The sequence below is a fragment of the Pseudomonas sivasensis genome (assembly GCF_013778505.1).
Taxonomy (GTDB): Bacteria; Pseudomonadota; Gammaproteobacteria; order Pseudomonadales; family Pseudomonadaceae; genus Aquipseudomonas; species Aquipseudomonas sivasensis.
Genome location: NZ_JAAOWU010000007.1, coordinates 148,656 through 168,049, shown reverse-complemented (window position 1 = coordinate 168,049; position 19,394 = coordinate 148,656). Strand labels below are relative to the sequence as shown.

Annotated in this window: 18 protein-coding genes and 1 pseudogene; 14 read left to right on the top strand and 5 right to left on the bottom strand. The window is 60.5% G+C overall.

The window, feature by feature from the left end:
* Window positions 1-77 precede the first annotated feature (77 nt).
* The gene (locus tag G9Q84_RS14550; protein ID WP_032889146.1) at window positions 78-446 is read right to left on the bottom strand and encodes a hypothetical protein; all 369 of its coding nucleotides are present in this window, start codon (window positions 444-446) and stop codon (window positions 78-80) included.
* A 236-nt stretch (window positions 447-682) separates the two neighbouring features.
* Between G9Q84_RS14550 and G9Q84_RS14545 the strand changes: the two genes are divergently transcribed.
* The 3 genes from G9Q84_RS14545 to G9Q84_RS14535 all read left to right on the top strand — a co-directional run bounded on the left by G9Q84_RS14545 (window position 683) and on the right by G9Q84_RS14535 (window position 3,508).
* Complete coding sequence (locus G9Q84_RS14545) at window positions 683-1,981, top strand: serine/threonine protein kinase (RefSeq protein ID WP_032889143.1); 1,299 nt, start codon at window positions 683-685, stop codon at window positions 1,979-1,981.
* Window positions 1,974-2,762: an MlaA family lipoprotein gene (locus G9Q84_RS14540; protein ID WP_032889141.1), complete on the top strand. Its 789-nt coding sequence runs from the start codon at window positions 1,974-1,976 to the stop codon at window positions 2,760-2,762. Before G9Q84_RS14545 ends, G9Q84_RS14540 begins: the two co-directional genes overlap by 8 nt.
* Window positions 2,763-2,992: 230 nt before the next feature.
* Window positions 2,993-3,508 (top strand): hypothetical protein, encoded by a 516-nt coding sequence (locus tag G9Q84_RS14535; protein WP_050442854.1) that lies wholly within the window; start codon window positions 2,993-2,995, stop codon window positions 3,506-3,508.
* Window positions 3,509-3,572: 64 nt separating this feature from the next.
* Here the strand turns inward: G9Q84_RS14535 and G9Q84_RS14530 are convergent, their stop codons facing one another.
* Window positions 3,573-4,493: a DUF808 domain-containing protein gene (locus tag G9Q84_RS14530; protein WP_032889139.1), complete on the bottom strand. Its 921-nt coding sequence runs from the start codon at window positions 4,491-4,493 to the stop codon at window positions 3,573-3,575.
* Between the two features lie 133 nt (window positions 4,494-4,626).
* Here G9Q84_RS14530 and G9Q84_RS14525 point away from each other — a divergent pair, with 133 nt between their 5' ends.
* Window positions 4,627-5,232, top strand: a complete 606-nt coding sequence (locus G9Q84_RS14525; protein ID WP_032889137.1) for a TetR/AcrR family transcriptional regulator — start codon at window positions 4,627-4,629, stop codon at window positions 5,230-5,232.
* 117 nt (window positions 5,233-5,349) lie between these two features.
* Here G9Q84_RS14525 and G9Q84_RS14520 read toward each other — a convergent pair whose 3' ends face one another.
* A complete protein-coding gene (locus G9Q84_RS14520; protein WP_095184250.1) occupies window positions 5,350-5,790 on the bottom strand; it encodes a GlcG/HbpS family heme-binding protein in 441 nt (146 codons plus the stop codon).
* Between the two features lie 255 nt (window positions 5,791-6,045).
* On the opposite strand from G9Q84_RS14520, the gene gcl reads away from it, so the two are divergent.
* The 9 genes from gcl to G9Q84_RS14475 all read left to right on the top strand — a co-directional run bounded on the left by gcl (window position 6,046) and on the right by G9Q84_RS14475 (window position 16,935).
* Window positions 6,046-7,821: a glyoxylate carboligase gene (gcl, locus tag G9Q84_RS14515; protein ID WP_032889133.1), complete on the top strand. Its 1,776-nt coding sequence runs from the start codon at window positions 6,046-6,048 to the stop codon at window positions 7,819-7,821.
* Window positions 7,822-7,831: 10 nt separating this feature from the next.
* Entirely contained in the window at window positions 7,832-8,614 is a 783-nt protein-coding gene (hyi, locus tag G9Q84_RS14510; RefSeq protein ID WP_099601479.1) for a hydroxypyruvate isomerase, read from the top strand.
* Window positions 8,615-8,740: 126 nt separating this feature from the next.
* Complete coding sequence (locus tag G9Q84_RS14505) at window positions 8,741-9,631, top strand: 2-hydroxy-3-oxopropionate reductase (RefSeq protein ID WP_032889129.1); 891 nt, start codon at window positions 8,741-8,743, stop codon at window positions 9,629-9,631.
* A gap of 177 nt (window positions 9,632-9,808) precedes the next feature.
* Window positions 9,809-11,089: a glycerate kinase type-2 family protein gene (locus G9Q84_RS14500; RefSeq protein WP_032889128.1), complete on the top strand. Its 1,281-nt coding sequence runs from the start codon at window positions 9,809-9,811 to the stop codon at window positions 11,087-11,089.
* The gene (gene pyk, locus G9Q84_RS14495) at window positions 11,079-12,494 is read left to right on the top strand and encodes a pyruvate kinase (protein WP_095184248.1); all 1,416 of its coding nucleotides are present in this window, start codon (window positions 11,079-11,081) and stop codon (window positions 12,492-12,494) included. The genes G9Q84_RS14500 and pyk overlap by 11 nt, the downstream gene beginning before the upstream one ends.
* 137 nt (window positions 12,495-12,631) lie before the next feature.
* The gene (locus tag G9Q84_RS14490) at window positions 12,632-13,507 is read left to right on the top strand and encodes an urea transporter (RefSeq protein ID WP_181643577.1); all 876 of its coding nucleotides are present in this window, start codon (window positions 12,632-12,634) and stop codon (window positions 13,505-13,507) included.
* A gap of 31 nt (window positions 13,508-13,538) precedes the next feature.
* Complete coding sequence (locus G9Q84_RS14485) at window positions 13,539-14,363, top strand: ion transporter (RefSeq protein WP_032889122.1); 825 nt, start codon at window positions 13,539-13,541, stop codon at window positions 14,361-14,363.
* 96 nt (window positions 14,364-14,459) lie between these two features.
* On the top strand, window positions 14,460-15,464 hold the full coding sequence (locus G9Q84_RS14480; RefSeq protein ID WP_032889121.1) for a sulfate ABC transporter substrate-binding protein: 1,005 nt from the start codon (window positions 14,460-14,462) through the stop codon (window positions 15,462-15,464).
* Window positions 15,465-15,738: 274 nt separating this feature from the next.
* Window positions 15,739-16,935: an MFS transporter gene (locus G9Q84_RS14475; protein WP_081797774.1), complete on the top strand. Its 1,197-nt coding sequence runs from the start codon at window positions 15,739-15,741 to the stop codon at window positions 16,933-16,935.
* On the opposite strand, the pseudogene G9Q84_RS29070 reads toward G9Q84_RS14475, so the two are convergent.
* Together G9Q84_RS29070 and G9Q84_RS14460 are read right to left on the bottom strand one after the other, a co-directional pair.
* A pseudogene (locus G9Q84_RS29070) lies at window positions 16,932-17,381 on the bottom strand (type II toxin-antitoxin system HicB family antitoxin). The gene G9Q84_RS14475 and the pseudogene G9Q84_RS29070 sit on opposite strands and share 4 nt — an antisense overlap.
* 107 nt (window positions 17,382-17,488) lie before the next feature.
* A complete protein-coding gene (locus tag G9Q84_RS14460; RefSeq protein WP_181643576.1) occupies window positions 17,489-18,613 on the bottom strand; it encodes a cytochrome P450 in 1,125 nt (374 codons plus the stop codon).
* 74 nt (window positions 18,614-18,687) lie between these two features.
* On the opposite strand from G9Q84_RS14460, the gene G9Q84_RS14455 reads away from it, so the two are divergent.
* A complete protein-coding gene (locus G9Q84_RS14455) occupies window positions 18,688-19,383 on the top strand; it encodes an ArsR/SmtB family transcription factor (protein WP_181643575.1) in 696 nt (231 codons plus the stop codon).
* Window positions 19,384-19,394 lie beyond the last annotated feature (11 nt).

Here is a 19,394-nt window from a genome sequence, read left to right as displayed (position 1 = left end):
CGCTATCGGGGGCAAGCCCCCTCCCACATGAGAACGCATTCCAAAGGTGGGAGGGGGTTTGCCCTCGATTGGCCTTATCAGGCGCCCCGCGGCTGCCTGACCAACCGCAACCCCGCAATCACCAGTGCAAACACCGCAAACGTGGTGTTGTACAACGCCAGGGCCGGGAACCCGAACACCAGCCCCAGCACTGCCAATCCCCAGCCCACGCGACCCGGCACGAAAAACGCCAGCACCGAGGTCACCAGTGCGGCCCAGCCCAGCACCTTAAAGTGAATCATCAAGCCCAGGTTCGAACGCACCTGGCATTCCCAGCGGCTGGCCTCGTCGGCACAGATGCCGACCCACTGGCCATCTTCCATAAAGCCGTAACGTGCGCCATAACTGGCAGCCAGCCATAACGGCAGGGCAATAAGCAGCAGAATCAAGGGCAAGCGGCGGGACATGGAGCACTCCGATAGGCAAAAACGGCGCTCAGCTTAATGCGCCAGCGGTCGTTAGCAAGGTGCATACACACAATTAGTGTTCACTAATGCATGGCAAAGTGTATCGTCTCGCTACTATTACCCCGATTCCGACGTTATTTTCCGACTTTTCGTGCCGAGAGCTGGCACTTCGGTGGCAACGCGGTGGTCATAGCCTGCGAACTTCATTAAGCACGTTTCCTCTTAGGGATTAAGTCATGCTCCGTTCCTTGCGCTGTGCTGCCTTACTGGGCAGCCTTTTTTTGAGTGCGTCAGCACTGGCGGTCGATATCGACCAAGCCAGCTATGGCTACCCTTTGACCAACCCGTTCGAAGCGACCATCGCCACCACTCCGCCTGACCTTCGGCCCACATTGCCGAGTGATAGCGAAATCAACCAGTCCGACTACACCCTGAACATGCGCCCAGAGCGCGAGTTCAGCCTGCCGGACAACTTCTGGGCGGTGAAGAAGCTCACCTACCGCATCGCCAAGCAAGACCGCGCCGCGCCGCTGATCTTCCTGATCGCGGGCACCGGTGCGCGGTTCGATAGCAGCATCAACGAATACCTGAAAAAACTGTATTACCAAGCCGGCTATCACGTAGTGCAACTGTCGTCGCCCACCAGCTTTGACTTCATCAGTGCCGCCTCGCGCTTCGCCACCCCTGGGATCACCCAGGAAGACGCCGAAGACATGTACCGCGTGATGCAAGCCGTGCGTGCGCAAAACGCCTCGCTGCCAGTGACCGACTTCTACCTCACCGGCTACAGCCTCGGCGCACTGGATGCGGCGTTTGTCAGCAAACTGGACGAGACCCGCCGCAGCTTTAACTTCAAGAAAGTGCTGTTGCTCAACCCGCCGGTCAACCTCTATACCTCGATCACTAACCTCGACAAGCTGGTACAGACCGAGGTCAAGGGCATCAACAACACCACCACCTTCTATGAACTGGTGCTGAACAAGCTGACTCGCTACTTCCAGCAAAAGGGCTATATCGACCTCAACGACGCCCTGCTCTACGACTTCCAGCAATCCAAGCAGCACTTGACCAACGAACAGATGGCCATGCTGATTGGCACGTCGTTCCGCTTTTCGGCGGCCGACATTGCCTTTACCTCGGACCTGATCAACCGCCGCGGCCTGATCATCCCACCGAAGTACCCGATTACCGAAGGCACCAGCCTCACGCCGTTCCTCAAGCGTGCACTGCAATGCGATTTCGACTGCTACCTCACCGAACAGGTAATCCCGATGTGGCGCGCCCGTTCCGATGGCGGCAGCCTGTTGCAACTGGTTGACCAGGTCAGCCTGTACGCCCTCAAGGACTACCTGCACGCCAGCCCGAAAATCGCCGTCATGCACAACGCCGACGACGTAATCCTCGGCCCGGGCGACCTTGGTTTCCTGCGTAAAACCTTCGGCGATCGCTTGACCGTCTACCCACTGGGCGGCCACTGCGGCAACCTCAATTACCGCGTCAACGCCGACGCCATGCTGGAGTTCTTCCGTGGCTAAATATCTTCTGCTGCTCGCCGCCCTGATGTGCGCGGGCGTAGCCAATGCCGACAACAGCAAGGCTCACGCGCCGGTCGTGGTGGATTCCGACGGTTTCAAAGAGCCGTTAAGCAAACTTAAATTCAACCCGGGTCTGGACCAGCGCGAGTTTGAACGCTCGTCCGTCAACGCCCTCAACGTGTATGACCCGCTCGAATCGTGGAACCGTCGCGTGTACCACTTCAACTACCGCTTCGACCAATGGGTGTTCCTGCCCGTGGTCGACGGCTACAAATACGTGACCCCGAGCTTCCTGCGCACCGGCGTGAGCAACTTCTTCAACAACCTGGGCGACGTGCCCAACCTGTTGAACAGCTTGCTCCAACTCAAGGGGCACCGCTCCCTGGAGACCACTGGCCGCCTGCTGCTCAACACCACCGTCGGCATCGCCGGCCTGTGGGACCCGGCCACCGCCATGGGCCTACCGCGCCAGAGCGAAGACTTCGGCCAGACCCTGGGCTTCTACGGCGTCCCCGGCGGGGCGTATTTGGTACTGCCGATCTTCGGCCCATCGAACTTGCGCGACACCGGCGGCTTGCTGGTGGACTACACCGCGGAATCGCAGATCAACTTCCTGAACGTCTCGGAAGTCAGCTCCAACCACCCGGAAATCTGGGCCCTGCGCGCGGTGGACAAGCGTTATCAGACCAGCTTCCGTTATGGCCAGATGAACTCGCCATTCGAGTATGAGAAGGTGCGGTATATCTACACGGAATCGCGCAAGTTGCAGATTGCCGAGTAATCACCTCTAGCTTAATTAAAAGGCCATCCAGGCAATCTGGATGGCCTTTTTTTTCGCACAACAGACTCAAGCAACCTCCCACAGAGCACGCACACTTTGCCCGGGAACTATCCCTGGGGAAAAACTCAATACTAAGAGTGTGCCTCTCAGGTTCAGTTAACGCCTGAAGCAGCAGACGCCCCCAACCAAAGAACATCCCATCAGACGCTTTATTTTAAAGGCCGACACAGATGCTGTTATCCAGCGCTTCAGTAACACACTCAAACGTGGACAAGGTTCTGACGACTACCTCCACACATCAGAACGAAGTAAAGCACGCGCCGCCGACCCAAAATACCGGCCGGGACGAGGGTGACTATCGTAGCCATCACGACTTCTACGAAGATCCGCTTTTTGCTTCGGTTTTCGGCACTAGCACCAAGCCTTCTGTGCTCACTAAAACTCAACTCCAAGCATTTTTCCTCAAAGTCGGCGGCGTTCCCCAGCATGAGTTGCATAAACTCACGCCCTACGACCGCGCGAACATCGCAGCCAATGCTCTTCGGGTACTTAAATACATTGATAGCACTCCACATGCCTTTTCGACGCCCAACAACGACCGCATAGACACTGGCTTTAAGAGTCCATCAGCGCACAACGCTTCAACTCCGAACAACGGCAAGATGCACCTTTGGAACTCCGAAGCGAGCATGCTTGTACGCTTCACGGAAGAAGGCTATCCAGGGCTGCAACCCGGTCCGAGATAAGCGGCACCACGATCAGACCGAACGCCCTTATAGCGCCCTGAACACAGATGCGTGACTGCGAACTTCACGCCTGACGTTTAGTGCGCTGCCATACCTTGCGAACCAGCGACACCATCATCAATACCAGCGCACCGGCGATAATCCCCGCCACCGCATTCAGCAAGGTCGGCATCAACCAAGCGATTGCGCCGGCGCTCTGACTCACCGATTCAATCCAGTGATGCACCACCGGTACGCCGTGGGTGAGGATGCCGCCACCGACCATAAACATCGCAGCCGTGCCGATCACCGACAGGCTTTTCATCATGTATGGCGCCGCACTCAGGATCCCACCACCGATGCTGCGCGCTACCTGACCGGGCTTCTGGGTGAGCCACAGACCCAAGTCGTCCAGCTTGACGATACCGGCCACCAGCCCATAGACGCCGATGGTCATGACAATGGCGATGCCCGACAGCACGATCACCTGCTGGGTCAACTGCGCGTCGGCCACAATACCGAGGGTAATGGCGATGATTTCGGCGGAGAGAATGAAGTCGGTGCGGATCGCGCCTTTGATCTTGTCTTTTTCGAACGCCACCAGGTCGGTCGCCGGGTCTGCTACGGCGTCGGCCAACTGCGCATGCTCGGCCTGGTCTTCAGCTTTGCTGTGAAGGAATTTGTGCGCGACTTTCTCGAAGCCTTCAAAACACAGGTAGGCGCCGCCGAGCATCAACAGCGGCGTCACCGCCCACGGCGCAAAGGCGCTGATCAACAGTGCGGTGGGCACCAGGATCAGTTTATTGACGAACGAGCCCTTGGCCACCGCCCACACCACGGGAATTTCACGCTCGGCGCGCACACCGGAAACCTGCTGGGCGTTGAGCGCCAGGTCGTCACCCAGCACGCCGGAGGTCTTCTTCGCGGCCATTTTTGTCATCAAGGCAACGTCATCGAGTACCGCGGCGATGTCATCGATCAACACCAACAAGCTGCTTCCTGCCATGAATCGCACTTCCATAAGGGGGGATGGCGCGAGCATAACGCGGCGCAAGGCGTTGCGGGCACATTGTTGAGGCCCGCGGATAGCCGGTGCTACCATGCGCAACCGCCGGTATTGGCAAGGAAACTCCTGGTTTATGAGCACCATTCGCGAGCGCAACAAAGAAAAAATCCTGCGGGCGGCAAGCGAGGAGTTTGCCGACAAGGGCTTCGCCGCGACCAAAACCAGCGACATTGCCGCCAAGGCCGGCCTGCCCAAGCCCAACGTCTATTACTACTTCAAGTCCAAGGACAACCTCTACCGCGAGGTACTCGAAAGCATTATCGAGCCGATCCTGGCCGCTTCCACGCCGTTCAATCCGGACGGCGACCCCAAAGAAGTGTTGAGCAACTACATCCGCTCGAAAATCCGCATCTCCCGCGACCTGCCCTTTGCCTCCAAGGTGTTCGCCAGTGAAATCATGCACGGCGCCCCGCACCTGAGCAGCGATCAGGTCGAACAGCTCAACGCCCAGGCCAAGCACAATATCCAATGCATCCAGAGCTGGGTGGATCGTGGGTTGATTGCGGCGATCGACCCGAATCACCTGATGTTCAGCATCTGGGCGGCGACGCAGACCTATGCGGATTTCGACTGGCAGATTTCGGCGGTGACCGGCAAGGCCAAGCTCGATGAAGCGGATTACGAAGCGGCGGCGCAGACCATTATTCGGTTGGTGCTCAAGGGCTGTGAACCCGACTGATACACCGAGGTGCCTGTGGCAATCGGGAGCAAGCCCCCTCCCACATGTTGAACTGCGAACGCGGTCAAAATTGTGGAAGGGAGCTTGCTTCGGTGGACACCTGACAGTCACCGACGATTAGGCTGACACCCCAGCATCCGCCCACAACCCCACCCCCTCGATCGCCGTGATCGCACACTGCTCATCAATATCCGACGTATCCCCACTGATACCGATTGCTCCCAGTACCGCCCCATCCTGATCCCGAATCAACACGCCTCCCGGTGCCGGCACGACGCTGCCCTGCCCCAGGCTATTCAACGCCGCAATAAACGCCGGTCGTTGCTGCGCATCCAGTGCCAGCAAGCGCGAGCCCTTGCCCAACGCAATCGCCCCCCAGGCCTTGCCGATGGCGATTTGCGGGCGCAGCAGGCTGGCGCCGTCTTCGCGCTGCAGGGTGATCAAATGGCCGCCGCTGTCGAGGACCGCGATGGTCAGCGGTGCCGCTGAAATCGTGCGGCCTGCGGTGAGGGCCTGGCTGGCCAGTTGGGTGGCAATCTTCAAGGTTAAAGCGCTCATGGTGCCGTCCTTCTTTTGTTATTGGGAAAGCGGTGGAGGTCTGTTTGATCAGATGCTCGATCAAACAAATAGAACACAATGACATTTGTTTTTGTATACAATATTTTCGCACAAAGGCTCCATACGTCGAAAAAAGCCGTTCCGACGAACGCAAAGACCAATCAATAAAATGGATTGACCTGCGCATCCCGCCGTGAATACACTTTGAACAGACACCACTTGTATACAATTACAAAACGCAAGAGGCACCAAAACATGAGCAAAATGAGAGCAATCGAAGCCGCCGTCCTCGTCATGCGCCGTGAAGGCGTGGACACCGCCTTCGGCATCCCAGGCGCCGCGATCAACCCGCTGTACTCAGCCTTGCAGAAGGTGGGTGGCATCGATCACGTCCTTGCTCGCCACGTTGAAGGCGCCTCGCACATGGCCGAGGGTTACACCCGCACCAAGGCCGGGAATATCGGCGTGTGTATCGGCACCTCGGGCCCGGCGGGCACCGACATGGTCACCGGCCTCTACAGCGCCTCGGCCGACTCGATCCCGATCCTGTGCATCACCGGCCAAGCCCCTCGTGCACGGATGCACAAGGAAGACTTCCAGGCCGTGGACATCACCAGCATCGTCAAGCCGGTGACCAAGTGGGCGACCACCGTCCTGGAACCGGGTCAGGTGCCCTACGCGTTCCAGAAAGCTTTCTATGAAATGCGCTCCGGCCGACCAGGCCCAGTGCTGATCGACCTGCCGTTCGACGTGCAGATGGCCGAAATCGAATTCGACATCGACGCCTATCAGCCACTGCCCCTGGCCAAACCACTGGCGACACGCATCCAGGTCGAAAAAGCCCTGGCCCTGCTCGACGCGGCCGAACGTCCGTTGCTGGTCAGCGGGGGGGGCGTGATCAACGCCGATGCCAGCGAGCTGCTGGTGGAATTCGCTGAACTCACCGGTATCCCGGTGATTCCGACCCTGATGGGCTGGGGCACCATCGCCGATGATCACCCGCTGATGGTGGGTATGGTCGGCCTGCAAACCTCCCACCGTTATGGCAACGCGACCATGCTCAAGTCGGACGTGGTGCTGGGCATCGGCAACCGCTGGGCCAACCGCCACACCGGTTCGGTAGAGGTCTACACCGAGGGCCGCAAGTTCATCCACGTCGATATTGAGCCGACCCAGATTGGTCGTGTTTTCACCCCGGACCTGGGTATCGTTTCCGACGCCGGTGCGGCGCTGACAATGTTTATCGAAGTGGCCCGCGAGTGGAAAGCCGCCGGTAAGCTCAAGGACCGCAGTGCCTGGCTGCATGACTGCCAGCAGCGCAAAGCCACCCTGCACCGCAAGACTCACTTCGACAACGTGCCGGTCAAGCCGCAGCGCGTGTACGAAGAGATGAACCAGGTGTTTGGCAAAGACACCTGCTACGTCAGCACCATCGGCCTGTCGCAGATTGCCGGCGCGCAGTTCCTGCACGTCTACAAGCCACGCCACTGGATCAACTGCGGCCAGGCTGGCCCGCTGGGCTGGACCATTCCCGCCGCACTCGGCGTGGTCAAGGCCGACCCGAGCCGCAAGGTGGTGGCGTTATCCGGCGACTATGACTTCCAGTTCATGATCGAAGAACTGGCCGTGGGCGCGCAGTTCAAGCTGCCGTACATCCATGTAGTGGTGAACAATTCCTACCTGGGTTTGATCCGTCAGGCACAACGTGGCTTTGAAATGGACTACTGCGTGCAGCTGTCTTTCGACAACCTCAACGCCCCGGAACTCAATGGATATGGCGTGGACCACGTCGCCGTCGCCGAAGGCCTGGGTTGCAAGGCCCTGCGTGTATTCGAGCCAGGCCAGATCCAGCCGGCACTGCGCAAGGCCCAGGAGATGATCGAAGAGTTCAAGGTGCCAGTGATCGTCGAAATCATTCTGGAGCGCGTGACCAATATTTCCATGGGCACCGAGATCAACGCCGTCAACGAATTCGAAGACTTGGCCCTGGTCGGCAACGATGCACCGACTGCCATTTCCCTGCTCGATTAAGGAGAACCTTATGCCGCGTTTCGCCGCCAACCTGTCCATGCTGTTTACCGAACAGGATTTCCTTGCCCGTTTCAAAGCGGCCGCCGATGCCGGTTTCGAAGGTGTCGAGTACCTGTTCCCGTATGAATTCAGCTCGGCTGACATCAAGGCACACCTCGACGCCAACGGCCTGACCCAGGTGCTGTTCAACCTGCCAGCCGGTGACTGGGCCAAAGGCGAACGCGGCCTGGCGTGCCACCCGGACCGGGTCGAGGAATTCCGCGCCGGGGTCAAGCTGGCCATCGCTTACGCCCAAGTGCTGGGCAATACCCAGATCAACTGCCTGGCGGGCATTCGGCCACAAGGCGTTGACGACGACATCCTGGAAAAAACCTTCGTCGCCAACCTCAAGTACGCCGCCGACAAGCTGCAAGCAGCGGGCATCAAGCTGGTGATGGAGATGATCAATACCCGCGACATCCCCGGCTTCTACCTGAACACCACAGCGCAAGCCCTGTCGATCCGCGAGCAGGTGGGCAGTGCCAACCTGTTCCTGCAGTACGACATCTACCACATGCAAATCATGGAAGGCGACCTTGCCCGGACCATGGCCACGCACCTGGATGAGATCAACCACATCCAGCTGGCGGACAACCCTGGGCGCAATGAGCCGGGCACGGGCGAGATCAACTATCGCTTCCTGTTCGAGCATCTGGATCGGATTGGCTACTCGGGTTGGGTCGGCTGTGAGTACAAGCCGTTGACCACCACCGAAGCGGGCCTGGGTTGGCTTAAAACCCATAACGCCATCTGACAGACACCACACAAAACCCTGTGGGAGGGGGCTTGCCCCCGATAGCGGCGGGTCAGTCAGCAATGTTTTGCCTGACACACCGCCATCGGGGGCAAGCCCCCTCCCACATAAGAAGAGGATTTCACCATGGCTAAAATCGGATTTATCGGCACCGGCATCATGGGCCAACCCATGGCCGCGAACCTGCAGAAAGCAGGTCACCAACTGTTTCTTTCCGAGCACCACGGCAAGGCGCCGGCCGAGCTGATCAACGCCGGCGCAGTGGCCCTGGCCAATCCGCAGCAAGTCGCCCAGGAAGCCGAATTCATCATCGTCATGGTGCCCGACACCCCGCAGGTCGATGACGTGCTGTTCCGCGCCGACGGCGTCGCCGCTGGCTTGTCGCCGAACAAGGTTGTGATCGACATGAGTTCGATCTCGCCCACTGCCACCAAGGCATTCGCAGCGAAAATCAACGAGACCGGTGCACAGTACCTCGATGCACCGGTGTCCGGCGGTGAGGTCGGCGCCAAGGCCGGCACCCTGAGCATCATGGTCGGCGGCGAGCCCCAGACCTTCGAACGTGCCCTGCCGCTGTTCCAGAGCATGGGCAAGAACATCACGCTGGTCGGCGGCAATGGCGATGGCCAGACGGCCAAAGTGGCCAATCAGATCATCGTTGCGCTGAACATCCAGGCGGTGGCCGAAGCGCTGCTGTTTGCCTCGAAAAACGGCGCCGACCCGGCCAAGGTGCGTGAAGCACTGATGGGTGGATTTGCCTCGTCGAAGATTCTGGAAGTGCACGGCGAACGCATGATCAAGGGCACCTTCGATCCTGGCTTCCGCATCAACCTGCACCAGAAAGACCTGAACCTGGCCCTGGCCGGAGCCAAGGAGTTGGGGATCAACCTGCCGAACACTGCCGGTACCCAGCAGGTGTTCAGTACGTGCACGGCAATTGGTGGCGGCAACTGGGATCACTCGGCGCTGATCAAGGGGCTGGAGCATATGGCGAATTTCTCGATTCGCGATAAGTAACCCGCCAGTGGAAACACCTTGAATGTGGGAGGGGGCTTGCCCCTGAGGACAGTGTTTCAGCCCAATCATCTACGTCTGACACACCGCTATCGGGGGCAAGCCCCCTCCCACACTTGATCGCATTCCAAATCTGAAATTGCTGCACCTCTAATAACAAAAATCCCCGGGAGCCCGCTTATGTCGGTCGATCCGCAACACCTGCTTCGCGAGCTGTTTGCCACAGCCATCGACGCCGCCCACCCCCGGCAAGTCCTTGAACCCTTTCTGCCCGCCGACCGCACCGGCCGCGTGATCGTGATCGGCGCCGGCAAGGCCGCCGCCGCCATGGCACTCGTCGTCGAAAACTGCTGGCACGGCGAGGTCACTGGTCTGGTGGTCACCCGCTACGGCCATGGCGCACCGTGCAAAAAAATCGAAGTGGTTGAAGCCGCCCACCCCGTCCCCGATGCTGCCGGCCTGGCCGTGGCCAAGCGCGTGCTGGAGTTGATCAGCAACCTCGGCGAAGACGACCGCGTGATCTTCCTGCTCTCCGGCGGCGGCTCTGCATTGCTGGCCCTGCCCGCCGAAGGCATCACCCTGGCGGACAAACAAACCATCAATAAGGCGTTGCTTAAATCCGGCGCGACCATTGGCGAGATGAACTGCGTGCGCAAGCACCTCTCGGCAATCAAGGGCGGTCGGTTGGCCAAGGCCGCATGGCCGGCAACGGTGTACACCTACGCCATCTCCGACGTGCCGGGCGACCAAGCCACGGTGATTGCCTCCGGCCCTACCGTCGGCGACCCGAGCACCTCGCAACAAGCCCTGGCGATTCTCAAGCGTTACGGGATCGACGCACCCGCCTCCGTGCGCAGCTGGCTGCAAAACCCGGCCTCGGAAACCGTCAAACCCGGCGATCCGATCCTCGCCCGCAGCCACTTCCAATTGATCGCCCGCCCCCAGCAATCCCTGGAAGCCGTGGCCGTAAAAGTACGCCAGGCCGGTTTCAGCCCGCTGATCCTCGGCGATCTGGAAGGTGAAGCGCGGGACGTGGCCAAAGTGCATGCGGGCATTGCCCGGCAGATCGTGCAGCACGGCCAACCGTTGGCAGCGCCGTGCGTGATCCTGTCCGGCGGTGAAACCACCGTCACAGTGCGCGGCAATGGCCGGGGCGGGCGCAATGCGGAATTTCTGCTGAGCCTGACCGACAGCCTCAAAGGCCTGCCCGGCGTGTACGCACTGGCGGGCGACACCGACGGCATCGACGGTTCGGAAGACAACGCCGGCGCAATCATGACGCCCTGCAGCTACCGCCGCGCCGAAGCCTTGGGCCTGAGCGCCAGCGATGAGTTGGATAACAACAACGGCTACGGCTATTTCGCGGCGCTCGACGACTTGATCGTCACCGAGCCAACCCGCACCAACGTCAACGACTTCCGCGCCATCCTGATCCTTGAGAGCACTGCACATGACGCCTGACAAGAAGGTCAAGATCCTCGCCACCCTGGGCCCGGCCACCGACGGGATCGATGACATCCTCGAACTGGTAGAAGCCGGGGTGAATATCTTCCGCCTCAACTTCAGCCACGGTGACCACGCCGATCACGCCCAGCGCTACCAATGGATTCGCCAGGTGGAGCGCCAGCTCAACTACCCGCTGGGCATCCTGATGGACCTGCAAGGGCCGAAGCTGCGAGTCGGGCGTTTCGCCGAAGGCAAGGTGCAATTGGTGCGCGGCCAGGCCCTGCGCCTGGACCTGGATGAGACCCCGGGCGACCAACGCCGGGTCAACCTGCCCCACCCGGAAATCATTGCAGCGCTGGAGCCGGGCATGGACCTGCTACTGGACGACGGCAAGCTGCGCCTGCGGGTGATCACCAAGCACACCGATGCCATTGATACCACCGTGCTCAATGGCGGTGAGCTTTCCGACCGCAAGGGCGTGAACGTGCCACAAGCGCTGTTGGAACTGAGCCCTCTGACCGCCAAGGACCGCCGCGACCTGAGCTTCGGCCTGGAGCTGGGCGTGGACTGGGTGGCGTTGTCGTTCGTGCAACGCCCGGAAGACATCCGCGAAGCCCGCGAGCTGATCGGTGACAAAGCCTTCCTGATGGCCAAGATCGAGAAGCCGTCGGCCGTCCAGCGCCTGCGGGAAATCGCCGAACTGAGCGACGCGATCATGGTGGCCAGAGGCGACCTGGGTGTGGAAGTACCGGCCGAGAGCGTGCCGCAGATCCAGAAGGACATCATCAGCACCTGCCGTCAGTTGGGTAAACCGGTGGTGGTCGCCACGCAGATGCTCGAATCCATGCGTTTCTCACCGGCGCCCACCCGTGCCGAAGTCACCGATGTGGCCAACGCCGTGGCCGAGGGCGCGGATGCGGTGATGCTGTCGGCAGAAACCGCATCGGGTGAGTACCCGCTGGAAGCCGTGCAGATGATGAGCAAGATCATCCGCCAAGTGGAAAACGGTCCGGATTACCAGGCGCAACTGGACGTCAGCCGGCCCAAAGCCGATGCCACCGTGTCGGACGCCATCAGCTGCGCGATCCGTCGTATCAGCAGCATCCTGCCGGTGGCGGTGCTGGTGAACTACAGCGAATCCGGCAGCTCCAGCCTGCGCGCTGCACGGGAACGGCCCGTGGCGCCGATTCTTAACCTCACGCCGAACCTGTCCACGGCGCGACGGCTGAGCGTGGCGTGGGGCGTGCACTCGGTGGTCAATGATCGGCTGCGCCAGGTGGATGAGGTGTGTTCCACGGCACTGGAGATTGCCCAGGCTCAGGGCATGGCGCAGCGCGGGGATACGTTGGTGATTACGGCGGGGGTGCCGTTCGGGCAGCCGGGGTCGACCAACTCTTTGCGTATAGAGACGCTGATCTAGCGCCTGTAGAGGCCCCATCGGGGGCAAGCCCCCTCCCACATTGGACTGCATTCACACATCTAACGGTGTGAACCCAATCAAGTGTGGGAGGGGGCTTGCCCTCGATGGGGACAACTCGGTCTCACTGAATCCCCATCATGCACAACCAGACCTGCCCCGACTGGGCCGAAGCGCTGCTCAACGGCTTCAGCCAAATCTTCCTACAACGCCAGCCGCTGTGCGGCTTGCTGTGCCTACTGGCCATCCTGATCGGCGCTCCGGCCTTGCTCGGCGGTGCACTGCTGGGTGGCGTGGCCGGGTTGCTCACGGCCCAGCGCCGGGGTTATCCCAAAGCTGAACGCCAAGCTGGCTTATATAGCTACAACGGCGTGTTGCTGGGCTTGTTGATCAGCGAGCATTTCGCGTGGTCTGCCTTGTTGCCGCCGCTGATCCTGGCGTGTGGCGGCTTGAGTGCGATTCTCACGCGGCAATGGCTCAAGCACGCGACGCAACCGGATGACTTGCCTGCCTACACCGCGCCGTTTGTCATGCTGGGTTGGCTGCTGCTGGGCACTGCGGCGCCAAACACCTTCGCCCTGGGCGCGCCGGACGCCCTGGTTTGGTTCAGCGCGCCCTTCACTGGACTGGCGCAAATCATGCTGCTGGATCAGCCCGTGGCCGGCGCCTTGATTGCACTTGGCCTGTGGCTCGCCAACCGACGCGCGGCCATCTGGGCCTTGATCGGCGCCAGCGCCGGCGTGCTGATCGGCGTCATGCTGGAGGACAGCACCGGCGCCCTCCTCGGCCTGCACAGCTACAACCCGGCCCTCGCGGCCCTGGCCATGAGCCAAGCGCGTCGCCAAGCCTGGCTGCCGCTGCTCGGCATCCTGCTGGCGATCCTTCTGACACCGGGCTTTGCCGCCCTGCACCTGCCCGCGCTCACCGCGCCGTTTATCCTCGCCTGCTGGCTGGTACGCGCCGGTCGCCGAATCGTGCAGAAACCGCGCATGGACAGCCCCTTCGAATCCCCCTAGGCTTGCTCGATCTTCGATTCGGGCGGGACTTATGGACAGCAACAACGACTGGCGCCAGCGGCTCTACGTCATGGTTTTTCAGAGCGACACCGTCGCCGGGCGGCGCTTTGACGGCATCTTGTTGCTGATCATCCTCGCCAGCCTGGTGATCGTGATGCTCGACAGCATCGACCAGATCCACCAGAACTACGCCAATGTGCTGGCGTATATCGAGTGGGGCTTCACCGTCATCTTCCTGATCGAGTACGGGCTGCGCCTGTACTGCTCGCCCAAGCCGTTGCGCTATGCCTTCAGTTTTTACGGGCTGGTGGATTTGCTCGCCATCGTGCCCGGCATCCTTGCGCTGTATTACAGCGATGCGCAGTACCTGCTGATCATCCGCATCATCCGCATGCTGCGGATTTTCCGCGTGCTCAAGCTCAGCCCGTACCTCAAGCAAGCCAACTACCTGATGGCGGCGTTGCGCGGCAGCAAGCAGAAGATCGTGGTGTTCCTGGTGAGCGTATGCACCTTGGTGACGGTGTTCGGCACCTTGATGTACGTGATCGAAGGCCCGGAACACGGGTTTACCAGCATTCCAAAAGGCATCTATTGGGCCATCGTCACGCTGACCACCGTGGGCTTTGGCGATATCGTTCCGAAGACGCCGCTGGGCCAAGTGATTTCGTCACTGGTGATGATCACCGGTTACTCGATCATCGCAGTGCCCACGGGCATTTTTACCGCGGAGCTGGCCAGTGCCATGCGCGGTGAACAGCTGCAAACCGACTGCCCCGTGTGCAAGAAAAACAGCCACGAGCCCAATGCGGCGTTCTGCTCGCGCTGCGGCAGTAATCTTTTCAAGAAAGTGGAATAAGCAAAGTTCTTTTTAATCTTTAAGCGACTATGGCGCCCCGGCTATAGTCGCTGGCAAATGGCCTTACCCCTTCTCCCGAACAACAAGGAATGAGCAGTGAAAAAACTCGTTAGCGCCTCTCTCCTGGCCGCCGGTCTTGCCCTGGCGGGCGCCGTGCACGCCGCACCGGTCACACTGCTCAACGTCTCCTATGACGTAATGCGCGATTTCTACAAGGACTACAACGCCGCCTTCCAGAAGCATTGGGAAGCCGAGCACCCGAACGACAAGCTGACCCTGCAAATGTCCTTCGGCGGTTCCAGCAAACAAGCGCGTTCGGTGATCGACGGTCTGCCCGCTGACGTGATCACCATGAACATGGCCACCGACATCAACGCCCTTGCCGACAACGGCAAACTGGTGCCAGACAACTGGGTCACGCGCCTGCCCAACAACAGCGCGCCGTTCACCTCCGCCACCGTGTTTATCGTGCGCAAGGGCAACCCCAAGGCGCTGAAAGACTGGCCGGACCTGCTCAAGGATGGCGTGCAAGTGATCGTGCCTAACCCGAAAACCTCGGGTAACGGCCGCTACACCTACCTGTCGGCCTGGGGTTATGTGCTCAAGAACGGCGGCGATGAAGAAAAGGCGAAAACCTTCGTCGGCAAGCTGTTCAAGCAAGCGCCTGTGCTCGACACCGGTGGCCGTGCAGCGACCACCACGTTCATGACCAACCAGATCGGCGACGTGCTGGTGACCTTTGAGAACGAAGCCGAAATGATCGCCCGTGAATTCGGCCGTGATCAGTTTGAAGTGATCTACCCAAGCGTTTCCGCTGAAGCCGAGCCGCCGGTGTCGGTGGTCGACAAAGTGGTCGAGAAGAAAGGCACCCGCGTGGCCGCCGAAGACTACCTGAAGTACCTGTGGTCGCCGGAAGGCCAGGAAATCGCCGCCAACAACTACCTGCGCCCGCGTGATCCAAAAGTCCTGGCCAAGTACACCGACCGCTTCCCGAAAGTCGACTTCCTGTCGGTGGAGAAGACCTTTGGTGACTGGCGCACCGTACAGAAGACCCACTTCAATGACGGTGGCATCTTCGACCAGATCTACTCCGGTCAATAACTAAGAAACGCGGTAAAAAATGTGGGAGGGGGCTTGCTCCCGATAGCAGCGTGTCAGCCACTACACCCAGTGACTGACACTCCGCCATCGGGGGCAAGCCCCCTCCCACATTTGGCTGTCTGTATGGCCGTTGCATCGGTAGTGTCACACCACCTTAGTTGTTTCTGAATGTATCATCAGCCAGCATAAGTGATATCACCACGAGCGCCCTACTCGTGCGTACGCCTTGGCTTTACTCTCGCTCGCCATCTTCCTCCGCTTTTATGAGAACACCATGAACGCTACTCCCCACACTACAAGCACCATGACCCGCGGGATGGTGATGCTGTTTGCGTTCTGCTGCGGCGCCATCGTTGCCAACATTTACTACGCGCAACCGATCATTGAACTGATCGCCCCGGACATCGGCCTTACGCCGGCCATGGCCAGCCTGATCGTGTCCCTGACGCAAATCGGTTATGCCCTGGGACTCTTCTTCCTGGTGCCGTTGGGCGACCTGCTGGAAAACCGCAAGCTGATGATCCTCACCACCGTGGTGGCCATCGCCAGCCTACTGGGCGCAGCGTTCACCGCACAGCCGAACCTGTTCTTGCTGGTGTCGCTGCTGATCGGATTCAGTTCTGTATCGGTGCAGATCCTGATCCCGCTGGCCGCGCACCTGGCGCCTGCCGAGTCCCGTGGCCGTGTGGTCGGTAGCATCATGGGCGGTTTGTTGCTGGGCATCCTGCTGGCACGGCCGGTCTCCAGCGTGGTGGCGGACCACTTCGGCTGGCGTGCGATGTTCATGGCGGCGGCGGGGTTGATGGCGTTTATCAGCGTGGTGCTGATGCTGACCATCCCCAAGCGCCAACCCGACCACAGCGCCACATATGGCCAATTGCTGGGTTCGCTGGGCACCTTGTTGCGTCGCCAGCCAGTGCTGCGCCAGCGCGCGTTTTACCAAGGCTGCATGTTTGCCACCTTCAGCCTGTTCTGGACCGCCGCGCCACTGGAGCTGGCGCGTAATCACGGCCTGAGCCAGAGCGAAATCGCCCTGTTCGCCCTGGTCGGTGCCTTGGGCGCCATCGCCGCGCCCATCGCCGGGCGCCTGGCGGATGCCGGTCACACTCACCGCGCTTCGTTGCTGGCGATGCTGTTCGCCGCGCTGAGCTTCCTGCCGGCGTTCGTGCATCCGCTGTACAGCGTGATCGGCCTGGCGGTAACCGGTGTGGTCCTGGACTTCTGCGTGCAGATGAACATGGTCCTGGGCCAACGCGCCATCTACGCCCTCGACGCCAACAGCCGCAGCCGTTTGAACGCGCTGTACATGACCAGCATCTTCATCGGCGGCGCCTTTGGCTCAGCGATTGCCAGCAGCGTGTATGAACACGGCGGCTGGCTCGGGGTGATGCTGGTCGGCAGCGCATTCCCGCTGGTGGCGTTGTTGCGGTTCCTGAGTGCGTCCCGGCGGGTGGCGGTCGCAACCGCTTAAGAGCGCACCAACTTCTCCAGAGCCGCGTCCGCCAGAAATGACGAGCGGCTTTTGACCTTGTGCTGACGCACATAACGGTCGATTCGCCGGATGACATAACCGGGCAAGGTCGCATTGACCTTCTCGGTCTTGCCCAGATAAGGCGAGATGTCCAACGCCAGCATCCCCCAGCCCATCCCCGCATAGTCCTCATGAGCGCGATGGTTCGGGACTGACGTTGGCATCGGAATCGTCCCGCCCTCTGCAGCGATCTCCTGCAGCAGGATGTGCGCGACTTACACGGCAGCGTTGTAAGCCTCTTCAAAGCTGTCCCCGGCGATGACAGCGCCTGGAATATCGGGGATTTGAATGCCGGTGGCGGTAAAGTCATCGCTCCATTCGATAAAAATATGATGACTGCCCGTGACACGATCCAGTACCCATCCAGCCTCTTGCAGCTCCTTGATCAATCACCTGCTTTGCACCCCAGCCTCCTTGGCTTGGCCTGAACAAAAACAACCCTAGAGTTATCTTTGCTCAAGCACAGAACCTCTCAGCCTGACTGGCGGTGGTTTTACCGAATGTTGAGCGCTGCCGAGTGAAACCTCGGAATCCGCCCGTTAAGCGACGGCCAGTAACCGAATGACCCCGCGCCCGCCAGCAAGGCAGGCTGGCGACGGAGCAGCGCAAGGATGGTTTGGGACGCAATGATCAACGCCAGCCGCTGGCCAGGACATTGATGAGCGCCGAAACCAAAGCTGAAGCTGCGCCGCTGCGGGCGTTCAAGCACAAAACTATCGGGCATCGGGTTTGCCGCAGGGTCACGATTGGCGGACGCCAGCACCACCAGGAGGGTATCCCCGGCCTCCAGCACGCGGTTACCGATGACACACCGATCGGCAACAAACCGCCGAGTGTTCTGCACTGGGGAATCGAAGCGCGCCACTTCTTCAACCAGCGCCATGACCTGGGCGGGCGCGTGCTGAACCTGCTCCAGCAGATCAGGCTGCCGGGCGAGCATCACCAATGTGTTACCTATCAGGCCGGCCGTGGCTTCGCAGGTCTGTGACAGCAGCCCGATCAGGTTCGCGGTCAACACGTCAGTGTCCATCCAGTCGCCTGTGCGGATGTGCGTCATCAACGCCGAAGCTTCAAGTACGTCGCCGAACATTTGCGTCAACTGCGACGCTCCGATGTCGGCGTGATGCCGTTGGGCCTCGTTGCTCAGCGGCGAGAGGCAGGCGACGAAATCCCGTGTCAGCTCGGCAACCGCTGCTGTCTGCCCTGTTGGAAAACCCAGCAACGCCGCAACCGCCGAGACCGGCAAGGTGAACATCAACGCCTCCAGGTTATCCACGCGGTCGATAAGGCTGCCGACCACCTCCGCGACGGTCCCGACGCCTACGCCAGCCAATGCCGGTTCGACTGCTGCTCGCGGGCATCGATGGGCCGTCCCTTCATTCATCCGCATCAAGCGGGCAAATACCTGGCCTGCAGCGCCTTGCGCAATCGCAGCAGGCACCGGCTCGTGATGCGGGCGTACTCGACAATCCGGGTGAGCCAGAACAGCCGCAACAAACTCGGCTGTACTGGCGACCCACAGCCCAAGTTCAGCGTCGAACAGCAACCCGCCAGTACGTCTCAGGCGTGAGTAATAGTCATAAGGGTCAGCGTGGGTAGCGGCTTCAAGCGGTGTCATTCAGGACGTCCTGTTCACGAAGAACCGCTACTATCAGCCACCTCACCCGGTAACGATTCGCTCAGGAACGAAATATGAACGGCCAGGACGACGACGTCGCACTCTCACAGGTCGCCGGCGCAATTGCAGAACCTGCGCGCACGAAAATGCTCTGCGCGCTGATGGATGGGCATGCGCGTACCAGCACCGAAATGGCGGTGATTGCCGAGGTCAGCACCTCAACCGCCAGCGCGCACTTGGCCCGGCTCAAGGACGACGGCTTGATCACGTTGCACACGCAGGGTCGTCACCGCTACTACAGCCTCGCCGGTCCGTCTGTGGCCCAGGCGATTGAAGGGTTGATGGTGATCAGCCGCAACAGCGCCAAGGCGTTTGTGCCGAGCACGCCCACGCGTCTGCAGTTTGCGCGCACCTGCTACGACCACATGGCGGGTACGTTGGCGGTCACGCTGCACGACCATTTCATTGAGGCCGGCTGGTTGACCGGGAACGACAGCTACCAACTCAGCGCACACGGCGAAAAGGCGATGGTTGAACTTGGGATTGATGTGGCGGCGCTGCGCACGCAACGACGGCGATTCGCCTGCGCCTGCCTGGACTGGAGCATGCGCCGCCCGCACCTGGCGGGTGCTTTGGGCGCGGCGCTTTTGCAAAACGCTGTTCGCCGTGAATGGGTAATACAGGACCTGGATAGCCGCGCACTGAGTGTGACGCCAAAGGGCCGCAAAGCGCTCAAGGCCCGATTTGGAACAACGATCTGCGAGCCATGAAGATCACCAGC

Coding starts and splice junctions, on each gene's coding strand:
- G9Q84_RS14550 (WP_032889146.1), bottom strand. CDS start 446: ATGTCCCGCCGCTTGCCCTTGATTCTGCTGCTTATTGCCCTGCCGTTA.
- G9Q84_RS14520 (WP_095184250.1), bottom strand. CDS start 5,790: ATGAGCGCTTTAACCTTGAAGATTGCCACCCAACTGGCCAGCCAGGCC.
- G9Q84_RS14455 (WP_181643575.1), top strand. CDS start 18,688: ATGAACGGCCAGGACGACGACGTCGCACTCTCACAGGTCGCCGGCGCA.
- G9Q84_RS14500 (WP_032889128.1), top strand. CDS start 9,809: ATGTCGGTCGATCCGCAACACCTGCTTCGCGAGCTGTTTGCCACAGCC.
- G9Q84_RS14460 (WP_181643576.1), bottom strand. CDS start 18,613: ATGACACCGCTTGAAGCCGCTACCCACGCTGACCCTTATGACTATTAC.
- hyi (WP_099601479.1), top strand. CDS start 7,832: ATGCCGCGTTTCGCCGCCAACCTGTCCATGCTGTTTACCGAACAGGAT.
- G9Q84_RS14545 (WP_032889143.1), top strand. CDS start 683: ATGCTCCGTTCCTTGCGCTGTGCTGCCTTACTGGGCAGCCTTTTTTTG.
- pyk (WP_095184248.1), top strand. CDS start 11,079: ATGACGCCTGACAAGAAGGTCAAGATCCTCGCCACCCTGGGCCCGGCC.
- gcl (WP_032889133.1), top strand. CDS start 6,046: ATGAGCAAAATGAGAGCAATCGAAGCCGCCGTCCTCGTCATGCGCCGT.
- G9Q84_RS14490 (WP_181643577.1), top strand. CDS start 12,632: ATGCACAACCAGACCTGCCCCGACTGGGCCGAAGCGCTGCTCAACGGC.
- G9Q84_RS14525 (WP_032889137.1), top strand. CDS start 4,627: ATGAGCACCATTCGCGAGCGCAACAAAGAAAAAATCCTGCGGGCGGCA.
- G9Q84_RS14475 (WP_081797774.1), top strand. CDS start 15,739: ATGAACGCTACTCCCCACACTACAAGCACCATGACCCGCGGGATGGTG.
- G9Q84_RS14530 (WP_032889139.1), bottom strand. CDS start 4,493: ATGGCAGGAAGCAGCTTGTTGGTGTTGATCGATGACATCGCCGCGGTA.
- G9Q84_RS14505 (WP_032889129.1), top strand. CDS start 8,741: ATGGCTAAAATCGGATTTATCGGCACCGGCATCATGGGCCAACCCATG.
- G9Q84_RS14485 (WP_032889122.1), top strand. CDS start 13,539: ATGGACAGCAACAACGACTGGCGCCAGCGGCTCTACGTCATGGTTTTT.
- G9Q84_RS14535 (WP_050442854.1), top strand. CDS start 2,993: ATGCTGTTATCCAGCGCTTCAGTAACACACTCAAACGTGGACAAGGTT.